Origin of the sequence: Rhodococcus tibetensis (assembly GCF_024438035.1) — a bacterium.
Taxonomy (GTDB): Bacteria; Actinomycetota; Actinomycetes; order Mycobacteriales; family Mycobacteriaceae; genus Rhodococcus_F; species Rhodococcus_F tibetensis.
The window spans coordinates 58,632-77,502 of the sequence record NZ_JANFQF010000024.1; the positions used below are offsets into that span (position 1 = coordinate 58,632).

20 protein-coding genes and 1 tRNA gene are annotated in these 18,871 nt (G+C 65.1%); 13 read left to right on the forward strand and 8 right to left on the reverse strand.

Translation table 11 applies throughout. From position 1 onward, the window contains the following. The first annotated feature begins 56 nt into the window (after positions 1 to 56). The 6 genes from NOF53_RS23300 to NOF53_RS23325 all read left to right on the forward strand — a co-directional run bounded on the left by NOF53_RS23300 (position 57) and on the right by NOF53_RS23325 (position 6,225). Positions 57 to 500 (forward strand): protein-tyrosine phosphatase family protein, encoded by a 444-nt coding sequence (locus tag NOF53_RS23300; RefSeq protein ID WP_255973218.1) that lies wholly within the window; start codon positions 57 to 59, stop codon positions 498 to 500. A 230-nt stretch (positions 501 to 730) separates the two neighbouring features. Beyond that, positions 731 to 2,266, forward strand: a complete 1,536-nt coding sequence (locus NOF53_RS23305; RefSeq protein WP_255973220.1) for a CoA-acylating methylmalonate-semialdehyde dehydrogenase — start codon at positions 731 to 733, stop codon at positions 2,264 to 2,266. Between the two features lie 11 nt (positions 2,267 to 2,277). Next, the gene (locus tag NOF53_RS23310) at positions 2,278 to 3,441 is read left to right on the forward strand and encodes an isobutyryl-CoA dehydrogenase (protein ID WP_255973222.1); all 1,164 of its coding nucleotides are present in this window, start codon (positions 2,278 to 2,280) and stop codon (positions 3,439 to 3,441) included. Next, complete coding sequence (locus tag NOF53_RS23315) at positions 3,438 to 4,538, forward strand: enoyl-CoA hydratase/isomerase family protein (protein WP_255973224.1); 1,101 nt, start codon at positions 3,438 to 3,440, stop codon at positions 4,536 to 4,538. The genes NOF53_RS23310 and NOF53_RS23315 overlap by 4 nt, the downstream gene beginning before the upstream one ends. Beyond that, on the forward strand, positions 4,535 to 5,452 hold the full coding sequence (mmsB, locus tag NOF53_RS23320) for a 3-hydroxyisobutyrate dehydrogenase (RefSeq protein WP_255973226.1): 918 nt from the start codon (positions 4,535 to 4,537) through the stop codon (positions 5,450 to 5,452). The genes NOF53_RS23315 and mmsB overlap by 4 nt, the downstream gene beginning before the upstream one ends. Continuing rightward, positions 5,449 to 6,225, forward strand: coding sequence for an enoyl-CoA hydratase (locus NOF53_RS23325; RefSeq protein ID WP_255973228.1), 777 nt, complete (start codon positions 5,449 to 5,451; stop codon positions 6,223 to 6,225). The genes mmsB and NOF53_RS23325 overlap by 4 nt, the downstream gene beginning before the upstream one ends. A gap of 59 nt (positions 6,226 to 6,284) precedes the next feature. Here the strand turns inward: NOF53_RS23325 and NOF53_RS23330 are convergent, their stop codons facing one another. Together NOF53_RS23330 and NOF53_RS23335 are read right to left on the reverse strand one after the other, a co-directional pair. Next, positions 6,285 to 6,818, reverse strand: coding sequence for a MarR family winged helix-turn-helix transcriptional regulator (locus tag NOF53_RS23330; protein ID WP_255973230.1), 534 nt, complete (start codon positions 6,816 to 6,818; stop codon positions 6,285 to 6,287). 54 nt (positions 6,819 to 6,872) lie between these two features. Then, on the reverse strand, positions 6,873 to 8,150 hold the full coding sequence (locus NOF53_RS23335; protein ID WP_255973233.1) for a multidrug effflux MFS transporter: 1,278 nt from the start codon (positions 8,148 to 8,150) through the stop codon (positions 6,873 to 6,875). Between the two features lie 107 nt (positions 8,151 to 8,257). On the opposite strand from NOF53_RS23335, the gene NOF53_RS23340 reads away from it, so the two are divergent. Beyond that, positions 8,258 to 8,329, forward strand: a tRNA-Cys gene (locus NOF53_RS23340). An 85-nt stretch (positions 8,330 to 8,414) separates the two neighbouring features. On the opposite strand, the gene NOF53_RS23345 is transcribed toward NOF53_RS23340, so the two are convergent. Beyond that, complete coding sequence (locus NOF53_RS23345) at positions 8,415 to 9,050, reverse strand: TetR/AcrR family transcriptional regulator (protein ID WP_255973235.1); 636 nt, start codon at positions 9,048 to 9,050, stop codon at positions 8,415 to 8,417. Between the two features lie 97 nt (positions 9,051 to 9,147). On the opposite strand from NOF53_RS23345, the gene NOF53_RS23350 reads away from it, so the two are divergent. The 3 genes from NOF53_RS23350 to NOF53_RS23360 all read left to right on the forward strand — a co-directional run bounded on the left by NOF53_RS23350 (position 9,148) and on the right by NOF53_RS23360 (position 12,240). Then, a complete protein-coding gene (locus NOF53_RS23350; protein ID WP_255973237.1) occupies positions 9,148 to 10,935 on the forward strand; it encodes an N-acyl-D-amino-acid deacylase family protein in 1,788 nt (595 codons plus the stop codon). Beyond that, positions 10,932 to 11,780, forward strand: coding sequence for an alpha/beta fold hydrolase (locus NOF53_RS23355; protein ID WP_255973240.1), 849 nt, complete (start codon positions 10,932 to 10,934; stop codon positions 11,778 to 11,780). The genes NOF53_RS23350 and NOF53_RS23355 overlap by 4 nt, the downstream gene beginning before the upstream one ends. A 115-nt stretch (positions 11,781 to 11,895) precedes the next feature. Further along, the gene (locus NOF53_RS23360) at positions 11,896 to 12,240 is read left to right on the forward strand and encodes a helix-turn-helix domain-containing protein (protein ID WP_255973242.1); all 345 of its coding nucleotides are present in this window, start codon (positions 11,896 to 11,898) and stop codon (positions 12,238 to 12,240) included. Here the strand turns inward: NOF53_RS23360 and NOF53_RS23365 are convergent. Beyond that, a complete protein-coding gene (locus NOF53_RS23365; protein WP_255973245.1) occupies positions 12,237 to 12,833 on the reverse strand; it encodes an ATP-dependent Clp protease proteolytic subunit in 597 nt (198 codons plus the stop codon). The genes NOF53_RS23360 and NOF53_RS23365 overlap by 4 nt on opposite strands. Positions 12,834 to 12,836: 3 nt before the next feature. Continuing rightward, positions 12,837 to 13,445, reverse strand: a complete 609-nt coding sequence (locus NOF53_RS23370) for a ClpP family protease (protein ID WP_255973247.1) — start codon at positions 13,443 to 13,445, stop codon at positions 12,837 to 12,839. Positions 13,446 to 13,582: 137 nt separating this feature from the next. Between NOF53_RS23370 and NOF53_RS23375 the strand changes: the two genes are divergently transcribed. After that, positions 13,583 to 13,774: a hypothetical protein gene (locus NOF53_RS23375; RefSeq protein WP_255973250.1), complete on the forward strand. Its 192-nt coding sequence runs from the start codon at positions 13,583 to 13,585 to the stop codon at positions 13,772 to 13,774. Between the two features lie 214 nt (positions 13,775 to 13,988). Further along, positions 13,989 to 14,669, forward strand: coding sequence for an arsenate reductase/protein-tyrosine-phosphatase family protein (locus tag NOF53_RS23380; RefSeq protein ID WP_255973252.1), 681 nt, complete (start codon positions 13,989 to 13,991; stop codon positions 14,667 to 14,669). On the opposite strand, the gene NOF53_RS23385 is transcribed toward NOF53_RS23380, so the two are convergent. From NOF53_RS23385 to NOF53_RS23395, 3 genes are read right to left on the reverse strand one after another with little or no spacing between them, the layout of a single operon-like run. Then, positions 14,659 to 15,816: a sulfotransferase family protein gene (locus tag NOF53_RS23385; RefSeq protein WP_255973254.1), complete on the reverse strand. Its 1,158-nt coding sequence runs from the start codon at positions 15,814 to 15,816 to the stop codon at positions 14,659 to 14,661. The two genes, NOF53_RS23380 and NOF53_RS23385, sit on opposite strands and share 11 nt — an antisense overlap. Before the next feature lie 20 nt (positions 15,817 to 15,836). After that, on the reverse strand, positions 15,837 to 16,637 hold the full coding sequence (locus NOF53_RS23390) for an SDR family oxidoreductase (RefSeq protein ID WP_255973256.1): 801 nt from the start codon (positions 16,635 to 16,637) through the stop codon (positions 15,837 to 15,839). Next, positions 16,634 to 17,806 (reverse strand): hypothetical protein, encoded by a 1,173-nt coding sequence (locus NOF53_RS23395; protein ID WP_255973258.1) that lies wholly within the window; start codon positions 17,804 to 17,806, stop codon positions 16,634 to 16,636. Before NOF53_RS23395 ends, NOF53_RS23390 begins: the two co-directional genes overlap by 4 nt. A gap of 101 nt (positions 17,807 to 17,907) precedes the next feature. Here NOF53_RS23395 and NOF53_RS23400 point away from each other — a divergent pair, with 101 nt between their 5' ends. Continuing rightward, complete coding sequence (locus NOF53_RS23400) at positions 17,908 to 18,834, forward strand: helix-turn-helix domain-containing protein (protein WP_255973293.1); 927 nt, start codon at positions 17,908 to 17,910, stop codon at positions 18,832 to 18,834. Positions 18,835 to 18,871: the final 37 nt, after the last annotated feature.

The window sequence follows — 18,871 nt, forward strand, 5'->3', positions numbered from 1 at the left end:
ATGCCCGGTCGTTTCGGCGAAGGTATGCCCTGGAGGGCGCGCGCTATGGTCTTGCGGTGACAGATGCGTGGGAGCCCGGCGCTGCCGGTGTGTTGCAGTTTCCGTCGGGTCGACTCGTGCGTGGGCGGGGGCTCCGGCGGCCGATTCCACCCGCTCCTCGTCCCACCTTTGCGCTGTATCTGTTGGGCCGGCGCCCGCCACCCCTCGATTGGGAACATCGCTGGCTGCGCTGGCCCGACTTCTGGTTGCCTTCCGATCGCACCGAGGCGGCAACTGCACTGCGGGAAGTGTGGGCGCGGGCGGAGTCCGACCGAGTCGAAATTGCCTGTGGGGGCGGCTATGGGCGCACGGGAACAGCACTTGCCTGCCTCGCCGTACTCGACGGGGTGCCTCGCGAGGAGGCGGTCGACTATGTCCGCCGGCACTATTCGCACCGCGCCGTCGAGACACCGTGGCAACGCCGGTTCGTTTCCCGCTTCCCGGATGCCGACGAGCAATAAGGTCGTCGGCATGACCGACCTCTCGCATATGACCCCGGTCGTCCGGCGTCTCTCGGTCCGCACCCGTTCCGACCGCGTCGCACCCCGCCCGCGGGGTGGGATGTGCACCGAAAGTCCGCGGATCGGCGAGGCGGGCCCGCACACGTCTAGACATACATGGACATCCAACTATAGGATGGGCTACATCTTCGGAACTCCCTGATTCATCGAGCAAGGAACGGGTTCGCACAATGGTTCAAGAGCTATCCCACTTCGTCGGCGGCAAGCGCGTACCAGGTGCCTCCAACAGGTTCGGCGACGTCTACGACCCCAACACCGGTGAGGTGCAGGCGCGGGTGCCGCTGGCGGACAAGGCCGAGACCGAGGCGATCATCGCCAACGCGGTGGAAGCCCAGCGCGAATGGGCCGCTTTCAATCCGCAGAAGCGCGCTCGCGTCCTCATGAAGTTCCTGCAGTTGGTGCAGGAAGAGATGGACTCGCTGGCACGTCTGCTCTCCTCCGAGCACGGCAAGACCATCCCCGACGCGAAGGGTGACATCCAGCGCGGTCTCGAGGTCATCGAGTTCGCCGTCGGCGCGCCGCACCTGCTCAAGGGCGAATACACCGACACCGCCGGGACCGGTATCGACGTGTACTCCATGCGTCAGCCGCTCGGAGTCGTCGCCGGTATCACCCCCTTCAACTTCCCGGCCATGATTCCGCTGTGGAAAGCCGGCCCCGCCCTCGCCGCAGGTAACGCCTTCATTCTCAAACCTTCCGAGCGGGATCCCTCGGTGCCGCTGCGCCTGGCCGAGCTGTTTGTGGAGGCTGGATTGCCCGCCGGCGTCTTCAACGTGGTCAACGGTGACAAGGAAGTGGTCGACGTCCTGCTTACCGATGACCGCATCAAGGCCGTCGGCTTCGTCGGGTCCACCCCGATCGCGCAGTACATCTACGAGACCGCCGCGGCCCACGGCAAGCGCGCCCAGTGCTTCGGCGGCGCCAAGAACCACGCCGTCGTCATGCCCGACGCAGACCTCGACGAGGTAGCCGACGCGCTCATCGGCGCTGGTTACGGCTCTGCCGGTGAACGCTGCATGGCAATCTCCGTTGCCGTTCCGGTCGGTCAGGAAACCGCGGACGCTCTGGTTGCGAAGCTCACCGAGCGGGTCGCGAAACTGCGCATCGGACGTAGTGACGACGAGTCGGCAGACTTCGGGCCGCTGGTGAGCCAGGATGCTGTCGACCGGGTGAATGAGTACATCCAGATCGGCATCGACGAGGGCGCCGAAGCGGTCGTCGACGGCCGTGGATTCACCCTGGAGGGCCATGAGGCCGGCTTCTTCGCGGGCGCCACTCTGTTCGACAAGGTGACACCCGATATGCGTGTCTACAAGGAAGAGATTTTCGGACCCGTGCTGCTTATCGCCCGGGCCGCCGACTACGAAGAGGCTCTGCGACTGCCCAGCGACCACGAGTACGGCAACGGAGTCGCGATCTTCACCCGCGACGGCGACACCGCCCGCGACTTCACGAACCGGGTGAACGTCGGCATGGTCGGCGTCAACGTACCGATCCCCGTGCCGATCGCCTACCACACGTTCGGCGGATGGAAGCGTTCCGGTTTCGGCGACCTCAACCAGCACGGTCCAGACTCCTTCCGCTTCTACACCAAGACCAAGACCGTGACGCAGCGCTGGCCTTCCGGCAAGAAGGAAGCAGGGTCCGAGGGTCACTCCGCAGGCTCCGCTCCTGACAATCACTTCGTCATCCCGACCATGAACTGAAACGGAACTCCATGTTCACCTTGACCGATGACGAGCGGGCGATCAGCGACACGGCCCGCGACTTCGCGGCCGAGCATCTCGCGCCTCACGCAGTGGAATGGGATCAGACCAAACACTTTCCGGTGGACGTCCTTCGCAAGGCGGCGTCCCTGGGAATGGGCGGCATCTACATTCGTGAGGACGTGGGCGGGTCCGAATTGACCCGTGTCGACGCAGCGCGAATCTTCGAGCAGCTCGCCAAGGGCTGTCCGTCGATCGCCGCGTACATCTCCATCCACAACATGGTCACGTGGATGATCGACAAATTCGGCAACGACGAGCAGCGCCACGCCTGGGTGCCCGGGCTCTGCTCGATGGATCAGCTGGGCAGTTACTGCCTCACCGAGCCGGGTGCCGGTTCGGACGCCGCCGCGCTGAGTACTCGGGCGGTCCGGAACGGTGACGATTACGTCCTCAGCGGGGTCAAGCAGTTCATCTCCGGTGCCGGCACTTCCGACGTCTACGTCGTGATGGCCCGCACCGGGGACAGCGGACCCAAGGGAATCTCCGCGTTCATCGTCCCGAAGGATTCGAAAGGCCTGTCCTTCGGACCCAACGAGGTGAAGATGGGCTGGAACGCCCAGCCGACCCGGCAGGTGATCCTCGAGGACGTGCGGGTGCCGGCCGCTAATCTGCTGGGTTCGGAAGGTGGTGGTTTCCGGATCGCCATGGCAGGGCTCAACGGTGGGCGGCTCAATATCGCCGCCTGCTCGGTCGGTGGCGCGCAGGCTGCCCTCGACAAGGCGGTGTCCTACCTCGCCGACCGTCGGGCGTTCGGTTCGCCGTTGCTGGAGTCGCAGGCGCTGCAGTTCCAGCTCGCCGACATGAAAACCGAGCTCGAGGCCGCCCGGACGCTGCTGTGGAGGGCAGCGTCCGCGCTGGAAGAAGGCGCCCCCGATGTGGTCGAACTGTGCGCGATGGCGAAGCGCTTCGCCACCGACACCGGTTTCGAGGTCGCGAACAAGGCGCTGCAACTGCACGGCGGTTACGGCTATCTTGCGGAGTACGGAATCGAGAAGATCGTCCGCGATCTCCGCGTTCACCAGATCCTCGAAGGCAGCAACGAGATCATGCGGGTCGTCATCGCCCGGAGCGTCGTGGGAACCGCAGGACAGGGAAAGCAAGGAGCGGCATGACAGACACGGACACCACGACCCCCGAGGTTTTGATCGAGAAGAACGGCGGACTCGGCCGCATCGTTCTCAATCGGCCCAAGGCCATCAACGCGCTCAATCACACGATGGTGCGGGAGATCGCGGCGGCGCTGGCCGAGTGGTCTGATGACGACGAGGTGCGTGCCGTGGTCGTCACCGGCGCGGGCGAGCGTGGCCTGTGCGCCGGTGGCGACATCGTGTCTATCTATCACGACGCCAAGGAGGGTGGTACCGGCTCGCGCGACTTCTGGCGTGACGAGTACATCCTCAATGCGGCCATCGCCCGTTACCGCAAACCGTATGTGGCGATCATGGACGGCATCGTGATGGGTGGCGGCGTCGGCGTCTCGGCGCACGGCAGCGTGCGGATCGTCACCGAACGGTCGATGATCGGGATGCCCGAGACCGGTATCGGTTTCGTCCCGGACGTCGGTGGCACCTACCTGTTGGCTCGCACACCGGGGGAGCTGGGCACGCACATCGCGCTCACCACCGCACGCCTGAGCGCGGGCGACGCCATTGCCTGCGGTTTCGCCGACCATTACCTGCCGTCGGAAAAGATCGAGAGCTTCATCGAGGCGGTGGCGGAGACGTCGATCGACGAGGCCCTCGCACAGTTCGCCGAACCTGCCCCAGTGTCCGAGCTTCTGGCACAGCAGAATTGGATCGACGCAGCGTACTCGGCTGACAGCGTCCCCCAGATCGTCTCACGGCTGCAGGGCAGCGACGTTCCGGAAGCGGCCAAGGCGGCCGAGCAGGTGCGCTCGAAGTCGCCGATCGCCGTTGCGGTCACCCTGCGGTCGCTGCGACGGGCCCGTGCGGCGGAAAGCCTCGAAGAGGTCCTCAATGAGGAATTCCGGGTGTCCGTAGCCTGCCTGAAGTCGCACGACCTGGTCGAGGGGATCCGTGCGCAGGTGGTCGACAAGGACCGCAACCCGCAGTGGTCTCCCGCCACGATCGAGGAGGTCGACCCCGCGCAGGTCGACAAGTTCTTCGCACCACTCGGCGACCTCGAACTCGGCCTCACGCCGCCGCAGCCTCGACCATCAGCCACCAGCGTCCAGGAGGGACTGCAATGAGCACTACTGTCGGATTTCTGGGACTCGGTCACATGGGCGGCCCGATGGCGGCCAACCTCGTCAAGGCAGGTTACTCGGTCGTCGGATTCGACCTCGCTCCCGCCGCGCTCGAGCAGGCCGTGAAAGACGGTGTCACTGTTGCTGATTCGGCAATCGATGCCGTTCGTGAGGCGCAGGTCGTCATCACGATGTTGCCGAGTGGCAAGCACGTCCTCGGTCTGTACCAAGAAATACTGCCTGCGGCGAAGCCGGGAACGCTCTTCATCGACTCGTCGACGATCGATGTCGCGGACGCCCGCGCCGCACACGACGAGGCGGTCAAGGCCGGTCATCGCTCTGTCGACGCCCCCGTCTCGGGTGGTGTCGTCGGCGCGACCGCCGGAACGCTCGCGTTCATGGTCGGCGGCGCGGAAGACGACTTCGAATCTGCCCGGCCTCTGCTCGAGGTAATGGGCAAGAAGGTCGTCCACTGCGGTGACCCGGGCAACGGCCAGGCCGCGAAGATCTGCAACAACATGATCCTCGGTGTCTCGATGATCGCCATCAGCGAGGCCTTCGTCCTCGGTGAGAAGCTGGGCCTGAGCAACCAGGCGCTGTTCGACGTCGCGTCCAACGCATCGGGGCAGTGCTGGGCGCTCACCACCAACTGTCCTGTGCCCGGGCCAGTTCCCGCCAGCCCCGCCAACCGCGATTACCAGCCCGGATTCGCGGCAGCGCTGATGGACAAGGATCTGGGTCTTGCCGCGAATGCTCTGCAGACCAACGGTGTGGAAGCGGAACTCGGACTCCGAGCTGCAGAACTGTACAGCCGCTTCCATAACAGTGGTCATGGCGGCGAAGACTTCTCAGCCATCATCAGGGACATTCGCGAGCGTTCCACCGCCCAGACCGACCCGACCGGGGGAGACCAGTGACCGACTTCGACACCATCCTGCTGGGGCGCAAGGGCAGGGTAGGGATCATCACCCTCAACCGCCCCAAGGCGCTCAACGCCCTGAACTCGCAGCTGATGCGCGAGGTCGTCTCCGCCGTGGAGGAACTCGAAAACGACTCCGAGATCGGCGCCATTCTCGTCACAGGGTCCGATCGGGCTTTCGCTGCCGGCGCCGACATCAAAGAGATGCAGCCGAAGTCGTACATGGACGTGTACCTGGACGACTTCTTCTCCGCCTGGGACCGCCTCGCGGCGGCCCGTAAGCCCACCATCGCCGCAGTCGCGGGATATGCGCTGGGCGGCGGGTGCGAGCTGGCGATGCTCTGCGACATCCTCATCGCCGCCGACACCGCGAAGTTCGGGCAGCCCGAGATCAAACTGGGCGTGATCCCCGGTATCGGTGGATCTCAACGCCTGACCCGGGCGGTGGGCAAGGCCAAGGCCATGGAGCTGTGCCTGACCGGCCGGAACATGGACGCGGAGGAAGCAGAACGCGCCGGACTGGTGTCGCGCATCGTCCCGGCCGCCGATCTGCTGGACGAGGCCCTGCAGACCGCGACCACCATCGCCGAAATGTCCCTCCCCGTTGCCATGATGGCGAAGGAGGCGGTCAACCGCTCATTCGAGACCACGTTGACCGAGGGAGTTCGCTTCGAGCGTCGAGTCTTTCACTCGACCTTCGCGACGGAAGATCAGAAGGAAGGCATGGCGGCCTTCGTCGAGAAGCGTTCGCCGGTGTTCAAGCACCGCTAGTTCTCCGCATACGACTCTCGCCCCGCACCGGAATCCGGTGCGGGGCGAGAGTCGTATGCTCACCACTTGGTGGGCGCGTCCCCCGTGTCGAAATCGCCGGCCTCGCGTCGTAGTTCGGCGAGGATCGCGACGAGCTGCTCGAGCTTGTCGCCGGAAACGCCGGGCTGCGAGAACACCTGGGCGTTGAGCCGCTCGGTGGACTCGACCGCGAGCTTCCGGCCGGCATCGGTGATCTCGATCAGCGTCGCACGACGGTCACTGGGATGCGGCATGCGCCGAACGAGATTCGCAGACTCCAGCCGGTCGACGGCATTGGTCACGCTGGTGGGATGAACTTGCAGTCGGGCGCTGGCCTTCGCCATCGGCAGAGCGCCCGTGCGCGTGAACGTCAGCAGGGTCAGCAGTTCGTACCGTGCGAAGGTGAGCCCCGAGGGTTTGAGAACCTCCTCGACGCGGGCCATCATGATCTGCTGCGCCCGCATGACAGAAGTCACCGCGGCCATCCCGTCTGCGACATCCCCCCACCCATGCTTCGTCCACTGCCGGTGGGCCTCTTCGATGGGGTCGAGAGGAAGTGGTGACGGTGGTGGCATGCCTCGATCATCCCATGTCGGGTGACGGGCGGCGAAAGCGTGCGGAGCGTGTCGTCAGCGCGCCTCCGCCCGCGCGGTGGCGAGCAGTGCCACGAGCCCGAGGCCGACGCACATCGTCATGGTGGCACCGAGAGCGACTCCCGTATTGCCGAGCACCCCGACGAGCGGAGCGATGAGCGCACCGACGCCGAACTGCAGGGCGCCGAGCATGGCGGCGGCGGTGCCGGCAGCCTCGCCGTGCCGGCCAAGTGCCAGTGCCGGGGCGTTGGGAAGTACGAACCCGACACCGGCGAGCAGGAACCACAATGGGATGACGAAACCGACCAGACCACCGAGTTCGAAGTACGCGGTCACCAGCAAGGCGGCGCCCGCTACGGTCGCGAAAGCCAGTGAGGCGATCGTGATCTGCTGGGGTGACCACCGAGCGAGGGCGCGGACGTTGAGTTGGGAAGCGCCGATCAGCGCGATCGCGCCTGAACTGAACAGCAGCGCGAACTCCTGCTCGTCGAGGCCGTACTGGGTTTGAAACACGAAGGACGCCCCGGAGACGTAGGCGAACAGCGAGGCCATCCCGACGCTGGAGACCAGTGTGAGCACCATGAACTTCCGGTCACGGAGGAGGCTCTTGTAGGTCGACAGCACCGAAGACAGGTTGCTCTTGCGTCGTCGCTCCGGTGGGAGCGTCTCCTTCAGGCCGAGTGCGCCGATCAGTGCGGTGAGAGTTCCGATGACCGCCAGGACGACGAAGATCCCGCGCCAGTCCAGAGCGATGAGAAGCGCGCCGCCGATGCTGGGAGCGAGTACGGGGGCGACACCCAGGACGAGCATCAACCGTGACATCACGACCGCGACCATGTTTCCGGTGAACAGGTCACGCACCACGGCAACGGCGACGACGGCTGCTGCGGCGGCGCCGATGCCCTGAAACACCCGGAGTGCACCGAGCACGGCGACGGTCGGCGCGAAGACGGCCAGGACCGAGGCGAGGACGTGCAGACCGATCCCGGCGATCAACGGCCGTCGGCGCCCGAGGCTGTCGGCGAGCGGACCGACGATCAACTGGCCGAGCGCGAGGCCGAGCAGCGTCCCGGTAATGGTCAGCTGCACCGCCGACGACGAGGCGCCGAGGTCGGTGCCGATGTCGGGGAGGGCGGGCAGGTACATGTCGATGGTGAACGGCCCGAGCGCGATGAGGGCGCCGAGCACCAGCACGATCCGCAGGCTGGGCCGGTCGGCGCCGGAGCCGGTTGCTGTTTCTGCCGCGAGTCGGGTGGGTGGTGACGCGGAGGTCTCATCTATGGCCGTCATAACGGGGCACAGCAACGAGGACACCTGGTTTGTTCCCGCAGCGGCGTGTCGGGCCCGATTCCGGGATCAGAATCACGGTGAATGTAAACCTCGTGACGTCGGTTTCCTACGGGCACTATCAGCAGTACCACGCGGGTGTGGCTGAGATGGTGAGGCACCGGCCTGCAAAGCCGTTCACACGGGTTCGAGTCCCGTCACTCGCTCGCAGTAGACCGGAAGGCGCACGACGCGCGCCTTCCGTGCAGTTCGTGGAGGGAACACGTGCCTCCGTCCACGACGGGGTGACGATCACGTGGCAAGGCCGGCCTCGGAGGCAGCGGCGGCGAGGTCGATGCCCGATACGTCGACACCTGCGGCCGGAAGCAGGCAGTAGAAGCCGCGTTCGCAGAGGTCGATCATTTCACTGCGCGTCATGGTCGGGTCGTCGACCCAGGACAGAACGATCTCTTCCATGAATGCCTGCCACCCTTGAATCGCTGCCTCGAGTGCCGGGGTCGTCGGCACCCCGAACTGCGCGAGCGAACTTCCGATCCACTGGGTGAACGTGCGCCGCATTCCCCGATAGATCTTCCGCATGCTTTGGTCCCCGCTGCCCGCCATGCGCATGACGGCGAGGTAGATCGTCGGGTGTGCGATCACCGCCTCGGCGAACGTTTCGACTCCCGCCCGCAATTGCGCCGGAACGGGAAGTAACGCGTCGGGCGTCATCCGTTGCTGCAACTCGATGGCCGAGGCTTCGAGCACCGCGTTGCGAAAGCCGTGCTTGTTCTTGAAGTAGTGGAACAGCAGCGGCGAAGAGACACCGGCCTCGGCGGCCACCTGGTCCATCGACAGATCGTCGAACGGCACGGCGTCGAGGAGTCGCACGGCGACCTCGAGAATCTGCGCCCGCCGATCTGCGGGGGAGCGGGGAGCGGCGGCCATCTCTGCACTCTAAGGGACCGGTCGCCGCTGCCATTGACTTTTACTCAACAGTGTACGTAACCTCGGGTAACGGCAACTCGGTGTGAGGAGCGCAACAATGACGGGTTTCGATGTAGTGGTCAACGACGGGCTGTGGTTCGACGGAACGGGGTCAGTCCCTCGGCGCCGCAACCTGGGCATTCGCGACGGAGTGGTCGCCAGCGTCTCCATGCGCCCCCTCTCCGTCGGACCCGATACCGAGGTGATCGACGCGGCAGGCAAGTGGGTGGTCCCCGGGTTCGTGGACGTGCACACGCACTACGACGCCGAGGTCCTGGTCAGCCCCGGCCTGCCTGAGTCGGTCCGGCACGGCGTCACCACAGTGGTGCTCGGAAACTGCTCGTTGTCGACGGTGTATTCGACGCCCCGCGAATGCGCCGACCTGTTCAGCCGGGTCGAGGCCGTGCCCCACGACTCGGTGTTGCGCATCCTCGACGAGAACAAGAGCTGGCAGAGTCCGGCCGAATACGTCGACGCGCTCGAGTCGCTACCGCTCGGTCCCAACGTTGCCGGGTTCATCGGACACTCCGACATTCGCACCCACGTTCTGGGGCTCGGCCGCGGCACCGACAGGCGAGTGAAGCCCAGTGCCGGCGAACTCGAGCGGATGGGTGCGATGGTCACCGAGGCCCTCGATGCCGGCTTCCTCGGTCTGTCGTCGATGACCAACGCGCTCGACAAGATCGACGGCGACGAATATCGTTCGCGTTCACTACCTTCCACCTACGCTAGGTGGCGGGAGTTCCGCTTCCTCAACCGGATCCTGCGTGAGCGTGGCAAGATCCTGCAGAGCGCGCCGACCATCAACCTCCACCCCAACATTCTGGGGTTCTTCGCCGAGAGTTCGGGTCTCGGCCGCCGCGGACCCCTCAAGACTTCGCTCCTCTCCGCAGCGGATTCCAAGGCGTATCCGCCGATCGTGTACTTCATGCTCGGTGCTGCCCCGCTGCTCAACAGATTCGCCAAGACCGACTTCAAGTGGCAGCACCTGCCCGTGCCGTTCACCGTGTACGCGGACGGCATCGATCTTGTGGTGTTCGAGGAGTTCGGCGCGGGCGCGGCCGCGCTGCATCTCAAAGACCAGGTGGAGCGCAACGCTCTCTTGCAGGACGAATCCTACCGGCGCCAGTTCCGCAAGGAGTACGACGACAAATTCAGCCCGCGTATCTGGCACCGCAACTTCTACGACGCCGTCATCGTCGGATGCCCCGACGAGACGCTGATCGGCAGCACCTTCGGTGCGGTCGGTGAGCTGCGCGGTGTCCATCCGGTCGACGCCTACCTCGACCTCGTCGTGAAGTACGGCACGGACCTGCGGTGGCGGACCACCATCGCCAATCACCGGCCGAAGTTCGCGAAGAAGCTGGCCGCCAGTTCCGGTGTACAGATGGGTTTCGGGGACGCCGGCGCGCACCTGCGCAACATGGCCTTCTACAACTACCCCATCCGGTTGCTGAAGCGAGTCAAGGAAGCCCAGTCCGATCGCAAGCCGTTTCTGTCGGTCGAGCGGGCGGTGCACCGCCTCACCGGCGAGCTGGCCGACTGGTACGGGATCGATGCCGGTCATCTGCGGGAAGGCGATCGTGCGGACCTCGTCGTGATCGACCCTGCCGGACTCGATGGCACGGTCGACGGACTGTTCGAGGCCGAGGTTCCCGAGTACGGCGGCCTGCGAAGAATGGTCAACCGCAGCGACGCCGCTGCTGTCGCCACCGTGATCAACGGCAAGCTCGTCTACCGGGACGGAGAATTCACCGGTGGCTTCGGCGTGCGCAAGACGGGCAAGTTCCTGCGCGCAGGGATGTCGGGTGCGGAAACCGGTGACCGTGTGATGATGGATCGATGACAGGGCACGAACGCGTCACCACGTTCACCCGGGACGGGTTGACTTTCGACGTCCGCGACGAGGGGCCGATCGACGGACTCCCGGTGGTGCTGCTCCACGGTTTCCCACAGGATTCGAGATCGTGGAACAAGGTGGCGCCGCTGCTGCACCGGCGTGGTGTGCGTACTTTGGCGCCGGATCAGCGCGGGTATTCGCCCGGGGCGCGGCCTCGGGCCCGGTGGGCGTACCGAATGTCGGAGCTACAGAAGGACATCGCCGCTCTCATCGAACAGGCGGGACTGGGCCCGGTTCATCTCGTGGGCCATGACTGGGGTGCCGCAGTGGCGTGGGGACTGGCCACGTCACAGCCAGAACTGGTACGCACGCTGACCGCGCTGTCGGTGCCGCACCCCGCTGCGTTCGGGCGCGCGGTGCTCACCAGCCGTCAGCTGCTGAAATCGTGGTACATGGTGGCCTTCCAGCTGCCGTGGATTCCGGAGCGGGTGATCGCGCCGGACGGTCCCGCGTACCGGGTGCTTCTTGCGAGCGGTCAATCCGCGGACGAGGCGAAGCGCGATCTCGAGCCCATGCGCGACCGATCGCGGGCGCAGGGGGCGCTGAACTGGTACCGGGCAATCCCTTTCGCGTCACCTGGTTCGCTGACCGACAAGGTCCGCGTACCCACCCTCTTCGTGTGGAGTGACGGCGATACAGCGATCGGCCCGGTGGGTCCGAAACTCACGGCGCAGTTCGTCGATGCCCCGTACACCTTCGAGGTGCTTCACGGGGTCAGTCACTGGATCCCCGACGAAGCACCCGAGCGCGTCGCCGAGTTGCTCGGCAACCACCTGCTCGGTCAATCGTGACACCGCGCGATCCGTTGGTACCCCGGGCGCTCGTCTCGGGGCGTTACTGAGGGCGCTGTCCGCTGTCGGCGAACTCCGCCGCGAGCGGGAGCGTCATCTGGAAGACTCCGGAGGCATGGAAGCGCAGCACAGACTGACGCTGGTCAGGGCGGACCCGGAGCGAGAAGCCACTGGGCCCGAACCCGCACCGTTGGTGCGTGAGCTCTATGGCCGAGTGCTCCGGGAGGAGCGACGCGACCAGGACCGGAGCCTCGAAGACGTCGCCGCAGAAGTCGGCATGTCCAAGCAGTACCTGTCCGAGATCGAACGGGGCAAGAAGGAACCGTCGTCGGAGATCCTGCGTGCTGTGTGCGGCGCCCTCGGGATGCCCGTCGAACACCTACTCTTCCGGTCGGGGCGCCGGCTCGGTGCCGTGAACAGGAACACCGGCCGACGCGCCCCCACAATGCTCGCGGCCTAATTCTCCTTTCCCGTGGTGATCAGCGTGTCGGCCACCCCGTAGTCGATGGCTTCCTGGGCGCTGAATATCCGGTCCCGGTCGGTGTCCTGGCGGAGACGGTCGACGCTCTGCCCGCTGTGCTTGCTGAGAATCTCCTCGGTCTGCGAACGGACCCGCAGTATCTCGGCGGCTTGCAGGGCGAGATCGGAGATCGTGCCGCTGCCCTGAGTGGACGGTTGATGCAGTAGAACTCGGGAATGCGCGAGGACGTGGCGGTGTCCCTTCGTTCCGGCGGCCAGGAGTACGGCGGCAGCCGACGCGGCCTGTCCCATGCAGAACGTCGCGATGGTCGGCCGCAGGAACTGCATCGTGTCGTAGATGGCGAGCATCGCCGTGGTGGACCCACCGGGTGAGTTGATATACAGGCCGATTTCCCGATCGGAGCTGTCGGCCTGCAGGTGGAGTAGCTGGGCCATCACCACATTCGCGACGCCGTCGTCGATCTCCGTGCCGAGAAAGACGATCCGTTCGTTGAGCAGGCGGCTGAAGATGTCGAACGACCTCTCACCCGTCGGCGTCCGCTCGATGACATTCGGGATGGTGTACTGGGACATTGGTCAGAGTCCTATCCGAGGAGCGGTGGTGTGTGGGGCGATCTCGGCGAAGGTCGACACGACCCTGTCGACGATCCCGTACTCACGGGCCTCGTCTGCGGTGAACCAGCGATCGCGATCGCTGTCGGCCGCGATCTCCTCGACAGGCCTGCCGGTTTCATCGGCGAGAATCTGCTGGGATTGGCGTTTCATCCGCTCGAGGCTTTCGGCCTGAATGGCGATGTCGACCGCGGTTCCGCCGATTCCCGCCGAAGGTTGGTGCATCATGATCCGACTGTGCGCCAAGCTGATCCGCTTGCCCTGCGTCCCGGAGCAGAGGAGCACCTGCCCCATGCTGGCCGCAAAACCCATGGCAACCGTCACCACGTCATTCGGTACCAGTTTCATGGTGTCGTAGACGGCCAGTCCCGCGAACACGGAACCACCAGGCGAATTGATGTAGATGATGATGTCGCGCTTGGGGTCGGCGGCGGCGAGGAGAACCAATTCGGAGCAGGCACGCTCCGCCATGGCGTCGTCCACCTCGCCCGTGAGGAGGATGGTCCGTTGACGGAAAAGGCGGTCTGCCAGCAGGTCGCGGTAGTTGAGATCGGGAAGTGCGGCTGTGGTCATGACGTCAGTACTACCGCCGCATGGGCACTCGATCGGCCATTGTCTGCTGTAGGCAGACACGGCATCTCCGCTGGACTCACCCTGACCGAAGGGGACTAGCGGGTCGTCGACCAGCGGCCGGCCCCCGGGTCGGGGTTGTGACGTACGAGGGTGTCGCCACCAGCGCCGCAGATGTCGACGACGTCACCACCACCTTCGATGCGCCACCGTCCATTCGGTCCATGCCAGAACTGGAAGCGCTTGTCGAGGACCTGGTCACTCTGATTGTCGGTTATATGGCCGCGCTGTCGATACGGCGTGTGATTCTGCCGCTCGGGCAGCCGTGCTGACGGCGACGTATCGGCGGGAAAGAAGTGACGTAGATCGCGCGCGTCGCGGTCACCCCTTCGAGTGTGCGCCGAACTGGGCATTTACGGGTGAAGGTGACGGCAAGGCTGCGAATTGATGAATTCCGCACGACTCATGACTGAACGACGAAAACAGACCGCTCGGCCAGTGGACTTCGGTCTGTCTCCTGACGGCATTGCTGGTTAGGGTGCCCTCATGCACGTTCTGTTCGTATGTAGCGGCAACGTCTGCCGTTCGCCGATCGCAGAGCGGTTGACGCACGCCTATGCCGTGGACCGCGGGGTTCCACATCTCACTGCCGAAAGCGCCGGCGTGCGGGCGTTGGTGGGCTTTCCCATCGAGCCGATTGCGGCGAGCGTGGTGCAGGGACTGGGGGCGAACGCCGACGGGTTCACCGCACGACGCCTGCGCCCCGAGATGATCAAGAGGGCAGACCTCGTTCTCACGATGACCGAGCAGATCCGGGATCGCTCGATGGAACTGGTCCTCGGTACGAGCCATTGCACGTTCACGCTGCGGGAAGCCCATCGGATCGCGAGTGACACCGGTGCCCGGACGGTGGCTGAACTCGCCGTTGCGAGACGGGACTTCGGGCCCGTCGAGAACCCGAACATCAGCGACCCTGTCGGACTGAGCGAGGCGGCGTTTACGCAGGTGGGCGATCAGATCGCGACGTCGTTGATATCTCTGCTGGATGTACTGGATCTCGAGTCGGGTACGGAGCCCGAGGTCGACGAAGCTATCGACTCGGAGCCGGCGCGAGTATCGACGCCCGCACCGACGGCGGCACCGACGTTCATGCTGCCGTTGTCGCCGCGACCCCTCGTCGCGGCGCGGGCGGCGTCGTCGATCCTCGACTATCCCGTCACGTGGTAGAGCTGAACCGGTAGTCGGCGAACCGCTCGTCAACCTGTTCAGCCGTCAGCCCGAACTCCTCGAGGGTGTACCTGTGGGATGGCCGGCGGTCGCCTGTGCGGCTCTCGGCATGCATGGCCTCCATGGCCGACTGCGCCGACGGGCTGAGCTCGAGACCGAAATGGGTGTAGACGCCCTCTACGGTCCCGAGGGGATCGGCCACGAAGTCGTGGTAGTCGACGTCGAGGAACTGGGCGCGGTCGTGCTTGGCCCGCACTTCGGTGAACTTGTCGAGTCCGCGCGCCCACAATTCGAGCTGGCTCTCACCGATCACGCGGCCGCGAAACTTCTCCGACCATCCGTCCGTCGCCTGCTCGGCCAGGCTGCACATCGAGGGAACGATAGTGCGCGGGGGCCGGTGCGTCTGGATCACCAAAGCATCCGGGTACACCGCGAGCAACTCGTCGAGGGCGAACAGGTGGCTGGGATTCTTGAGCACCCAGCGGCGGTCGCGGTCGGGGAGTCCGATCAGTTGCAGGTTCTTCTTGTGCCGCTGATAGGCGTTGGTCCAGTCCTGGGTTGCGAGCCACCGCGAGTACGTCGGGAGATGCGCTAGGCACTCGTACGAAATCGATGTGTAGGTCTGGCGGAGGAGCTGCCAGCATTCCTCGACCTCGCTCGCGGACATGTAGTGCACACCCATGAACTCGGGTCGTTCGATGTGATGTCGGCTGAAGCCTTCCTCGATCTTCTGGAACACCGGATTCGACGCCCACGTCTCCCGTGGCGGCCGCGGTTGCGGCATTTCCGTCAACCACATCTCGAGTCCCTGATGCGACGGATCCGCAGTCAGTAGCCGGTGCAGTGCGGTGGTTCCGGTCCGAGGCAGCCCGGTGACGAAGATGGGGCGATCGATCGAAACGTCGGCGTACTCGGGGTGCTGCGTCCATTCGGCCTCGCTGAGCAACCGGGCCACGAGTGCGCCGCGGAGGAAGACCCTTGCGACCTTGCTGCCGAGCGGTGTCAGTTGCTCGTCGGTGGCGTAGGAGTCCAGCAGGACGCCGAGTGCGTCGGTGTAGTCGTCGGGGCCGAAGTCGGTCAGTCCGGTCATGCGGGTAGCGGACTCGTGGAGGTCCTCGACCGTGCCGACAGTGGTGCGCTCACTCATGGTGCTCCGGTTCTTTCTCGCTAGTGATGGAATTCGCCGCAGTTGACGTCGAGGCACTGACCGGTGACGGCGCGTGCCATCGGCGACGCGAGAAAGATGACGGCGTCGGCGACTTCTTCGGTCTCGGGAAGTCTCTTCAGGTCGGTGCCCGCGGCAGTGTGCTCGTAGATCTGCTGCACAGTCGTCCCGTACTTGTCGGCCTGGTGCGCGAAGTACTGCTTCAACGTCTCACCCCAGATATATCCGGGCGCAACGGAGTTCACTCGGATTCCCTGCGGTCCGAGTTCGGTCGCGAGTGATTGTGACATAGCCAGGAGGGCGGATTTGGCCATCTTGTAACTGCCGTAGCGTTCCTGCGAGTGTCGGAGCACCATCGAGTTGACGTTCACCACCGCTCCGGAAGATTCGGCCAGAGCGGGGGTGAAGAGCTGCGTCAGACGGAGCGCGCCGAGCACGGTCAGCTCGAAACTGCTGCGGATGGAATCGAAGTCGGTCCGCGCCAGCGATTTCATCGACGGGACCGAGAACGCGTTGTTCACGAGTACGTCAACCTGGCCGTACGCATCGACTGTCGCGGAGACGAGATTCTCCGCGGAGGCGTGGTCGGTGATGTCCGTCGGGACCGTCACCGCGCGGCGGCCGAGCGTGATGATGTCCTTGGCCACCTCCTCGAGCCGGGAAGCAGTGCGAGCAGCGAGGACCAGGTCGGCGCCGGCTCGCGCACACCGCACCGCGAGCGTGCGACCCAAGGCGGGGCCGACACCGGAGATCACGACTACCTTATCGCGCAACAGGTTACCGTCGATCACGGCGGCGCTCATCCCAGCATCCGACCCGCGACAGCGGCTTGCCGCGCGGCGATCCGCGCGGCATAGCCGTCGGGTGTGATGGCGTTGGACTGGTAGTACGGAAGTTTTCCGGGGACCTCGTCCGTCCGGACGACCTCGATTCGCGGTCCGTCGGCCTCGGTCAGTTCTCGAGAAACACGTTGCCAACGGAATTGGAGATAGCCGCGACCGTGCCCGGTCGTCTCGATCCAGTTGGTGATTCCCGGATCGGTCCCGCTGACGACGAGACGAATCATTCCGTCGGGGTCTACCTGCGACTGCGAGACGTTCAGGGAGGTCTGGTGGTTGATGTAGTCGAGGGAGATGTACCACATGCTGCCGAGCTGGAACCCCTGGTAGGGAACGTCGGCCCGCGGGACGGTGATGATGATGGCCTGATCCTCGGAAATGTCGTAGTGCCCGACGGAGGAGTACTGGGTGGCCAATCCGCCTGGTGTGAGCCGGGGTTCGGTCATCGTGTTGACCGGTAGGTTGAGGTAGAACCACTCGGGAAATTGCAACCAGGTCTTGACCCGCGAGACGAGAGCCTTGCCTGCTCGTGCATAGCGCTTCTCCACCGACTCCCGGGTGAGGGGATCCGGGGCGTTACCGCTCGTGTCGGCGCGCGCGATCCGAATCGTTCCGCGTCGTTGACTCCAGTCGCTGTAGACCTCACGGACCACCAATTGTGAGGAGCCCGGCGCGAGCGGAAAGAAATTGCGCCGACTCGCGTCCACGTCGACCCCGGGGCCGAACCGGACCTCGAAGCTGCCGTCGCGGGCAATATCGATCTCCCTGTCGTCGAATGCGGTGACGCTGCCGGGAACGTTTGCGGCCGTGTAATTTCCGCTGAGGATCTGGAAACTGAGGTCTGCGGTGGTGCCCCTCGTGCCGGTGACGACGTAGTCGACGTCGTCTCGGATCCGTGCGCCGAAGTACAGGGTGTCGGGGTTGTCGAGGCCCATCTTCATGTAGGGCCCCGTGCCGGAGATGAAGGTCGGGTGGGATTGTTCGGTGGCCCAGGCTGCGTGAGTTGTTGCGAGGATTCCGCCCGCGAGGTACTGGTAGCCCTCGAGTAGATCCTGCTCGGTCCGGATGTGGGGGGCGGTCTCGATCAGTTTCTCGGCCTCGGCCATGGCGTCGGCAAATGGGTCGGTCAGCACGCCGTGCTCCTCACGATGGGGGTGGTACATATATGTACCTGCGTGGTAGAACGTGATGGACCGACAATAGAACGTGTTCTAAGGAGTGGTCAATGGCAGCCATGGACGACGGCGTCGACAGAGTCCAGGGGCGACGGTCGCCGCCGACGGAACGGGTGGTGCAGGTGCTCGACTTCCTGGTGTCCCGCAAAGAGCGCAGGTTCGGCCTGTCCGAACTCGCGCGCGCCCTCGACATCAGTAAGCCGACGTGCCTGGGCATCCTCGCCGAACTTGTTCGCGGCGGCTATCTGGTCCGCGATCCGGCCACGAAGTCCTACGGACTCGGTCCCGCATTGATCGCGGCGGGGCGGGCGGCGCAGCAGGGGTTCGCGGCCGGCCCGGTGGCACGCAGACATCTTTCGGCCCTGAGTGCCGAGTATCAGACGACATGCACCGCGTCCGCAGTCGTCGGTGACCGGATCGCAGTCCTGGAACTGACGAGTCCTCCCGGCGTGCGGGCCGCCGCCAAGGTGGGGGAGATGTATCCCTTCGCGCCGCCCGTCGGCCTGATGTACGTGCTGTGGGACGGCGAAGAAGCCCTGCAGGCGTGGCTGCGGCGAGAACCGACCCTGCCGGTTCGTCTCGATCGGGATCGGTTGCGCAAGGTGGTCGAGGAATGCGCGCGGACGGGATACCTCGTCGAAACCCTTACTCCGGTCGGTCAACGCCTGCACACATTGATGGCCGGCGTCGCCGCACACGATCTGCCACCGGAACTACGCGACGTGCTCGGAGAGATGGTGTCCAGCCTGGGAGAGCGAGTGCATCTCGATGCCGAACATACCGATCCCGGGGCGATGCATCCCGTCAGCCTGATCGCCGCGCCGACGTATGACGCCGAGGGCCATCAGGCCATGGTGCTCACGCTGTATGTGGGTGCTGAGCTCGCATCGGCCGACATCGCCCGTCGAGGCAGAGCGCTCGCAGTGGCCGCGGACGCGATCACTCAGGAGGTGGGAGGACGTCGCTCTCGCGAGGCGAGGCATTGACCAAGTTCTGAAACACGTTCTATTGTCGAGTGGTCCT

Coding starts and splice junctions, on each gene's coding strand:
- NOF53_RS23305 (WP_255973220.1), top strand. CDS start 731: ATGGTTCAAGAGCTATCCCACTTCGTCGGCGGCAAGCGCGTACCAGGT.
- NOF53_RS23310 (WP_255973222.1), top strand. CDS start 2,278: ATGTTCACCTTGACCGATGACGAGCGGGCGATCAGCGACACGGCCCGC.
- NOF53_RS23315 (WP_255973224.1), top strand. CDS start 3,438: ATGACAGACACGGACACCACGACCCCCGAGGTTTTGATCGAGAAGAAC.
- mmsB (WP_255973226.1), top strand. CDS start 4,535: ATGAGCACTACTGTCGGATTTCTGGGACTCGGTCACATGGGCGGCCCG.
- NOF53_RS23330 (WP_255973230.1), bottom strand. CDS start 6,818: ATGCCACCACCGTCACCACTTCCTCTCGACCCCATCGAAGAGGCCCAC.
- NOF53_RS23345 (WP_255973235.1), bottom strand. CDS start 9,050: ATGGCCGCCGCTCCCCGCTCCCCCGCAGATCGGCGGGCGCAGATTCTC.
- NOF53_RS23350 (WP_255973237.1), top strand. CDS start 9,148: ATGACGGGTTTCGATGTAGTGGTCAACGACGGGCTGTGGTTCGACGGA.
- NOF53_RS23355 (WP_255973240.1), top strand. CDS start 10,932: ATGACAGGGCACGAACGCGTCACCACGTTCACCCGGGACGGGTTGACT.
- NOF53_RS23360 (WP_255973242.1), top strand. CDS start 11,896: ATGGAAGCGCAGCACAGACTGACGCTGGTCAGGGCGGACCCGGAGCGA.
- NOF53_RS23365 (WP_255973245.1), bottom strand. CDS start 12,833: ATGTCCCAGTACACCATCCCGAATGTCATCGAGCGGACGCCGACGGGT.
- NOF53_RS23370 (WP_255973247.1), bottom strand. CDS start 13,445: ATGACCACAGCCGCACTTCCCGATCTCAACTACCGCGACCTGCTGGCA.
- NOF53_RS23380 (WP_255973252.1), top strand. CDS start 13,989: ATGCACGTTCTGTTCGTATGTAGCGGCAACGTCTGCCGTTCGCCGATC.
- NOF53_RS23385 (WP_255973254.1), bottom strand. CDS start 15,816: ATGAGTGAGCGCACCACTGTCGGCACGGTCGAGGACCTCCACGAGTCC.
- NOF53_RS23390 (WP_255973256.1), bottom strand. CDS start 16,637: ATGAGCGCCGCCGTGATCGACGGTAACCTGTTGCGCGATAAGGTAGTC.
- NOF53_RS23400 (WP_255973293.1), top strand. CDS start 17,908: ATGGACGACGGCGTCGACAGAGTCCAGGGGCGACGGTCGCCGCCGACG.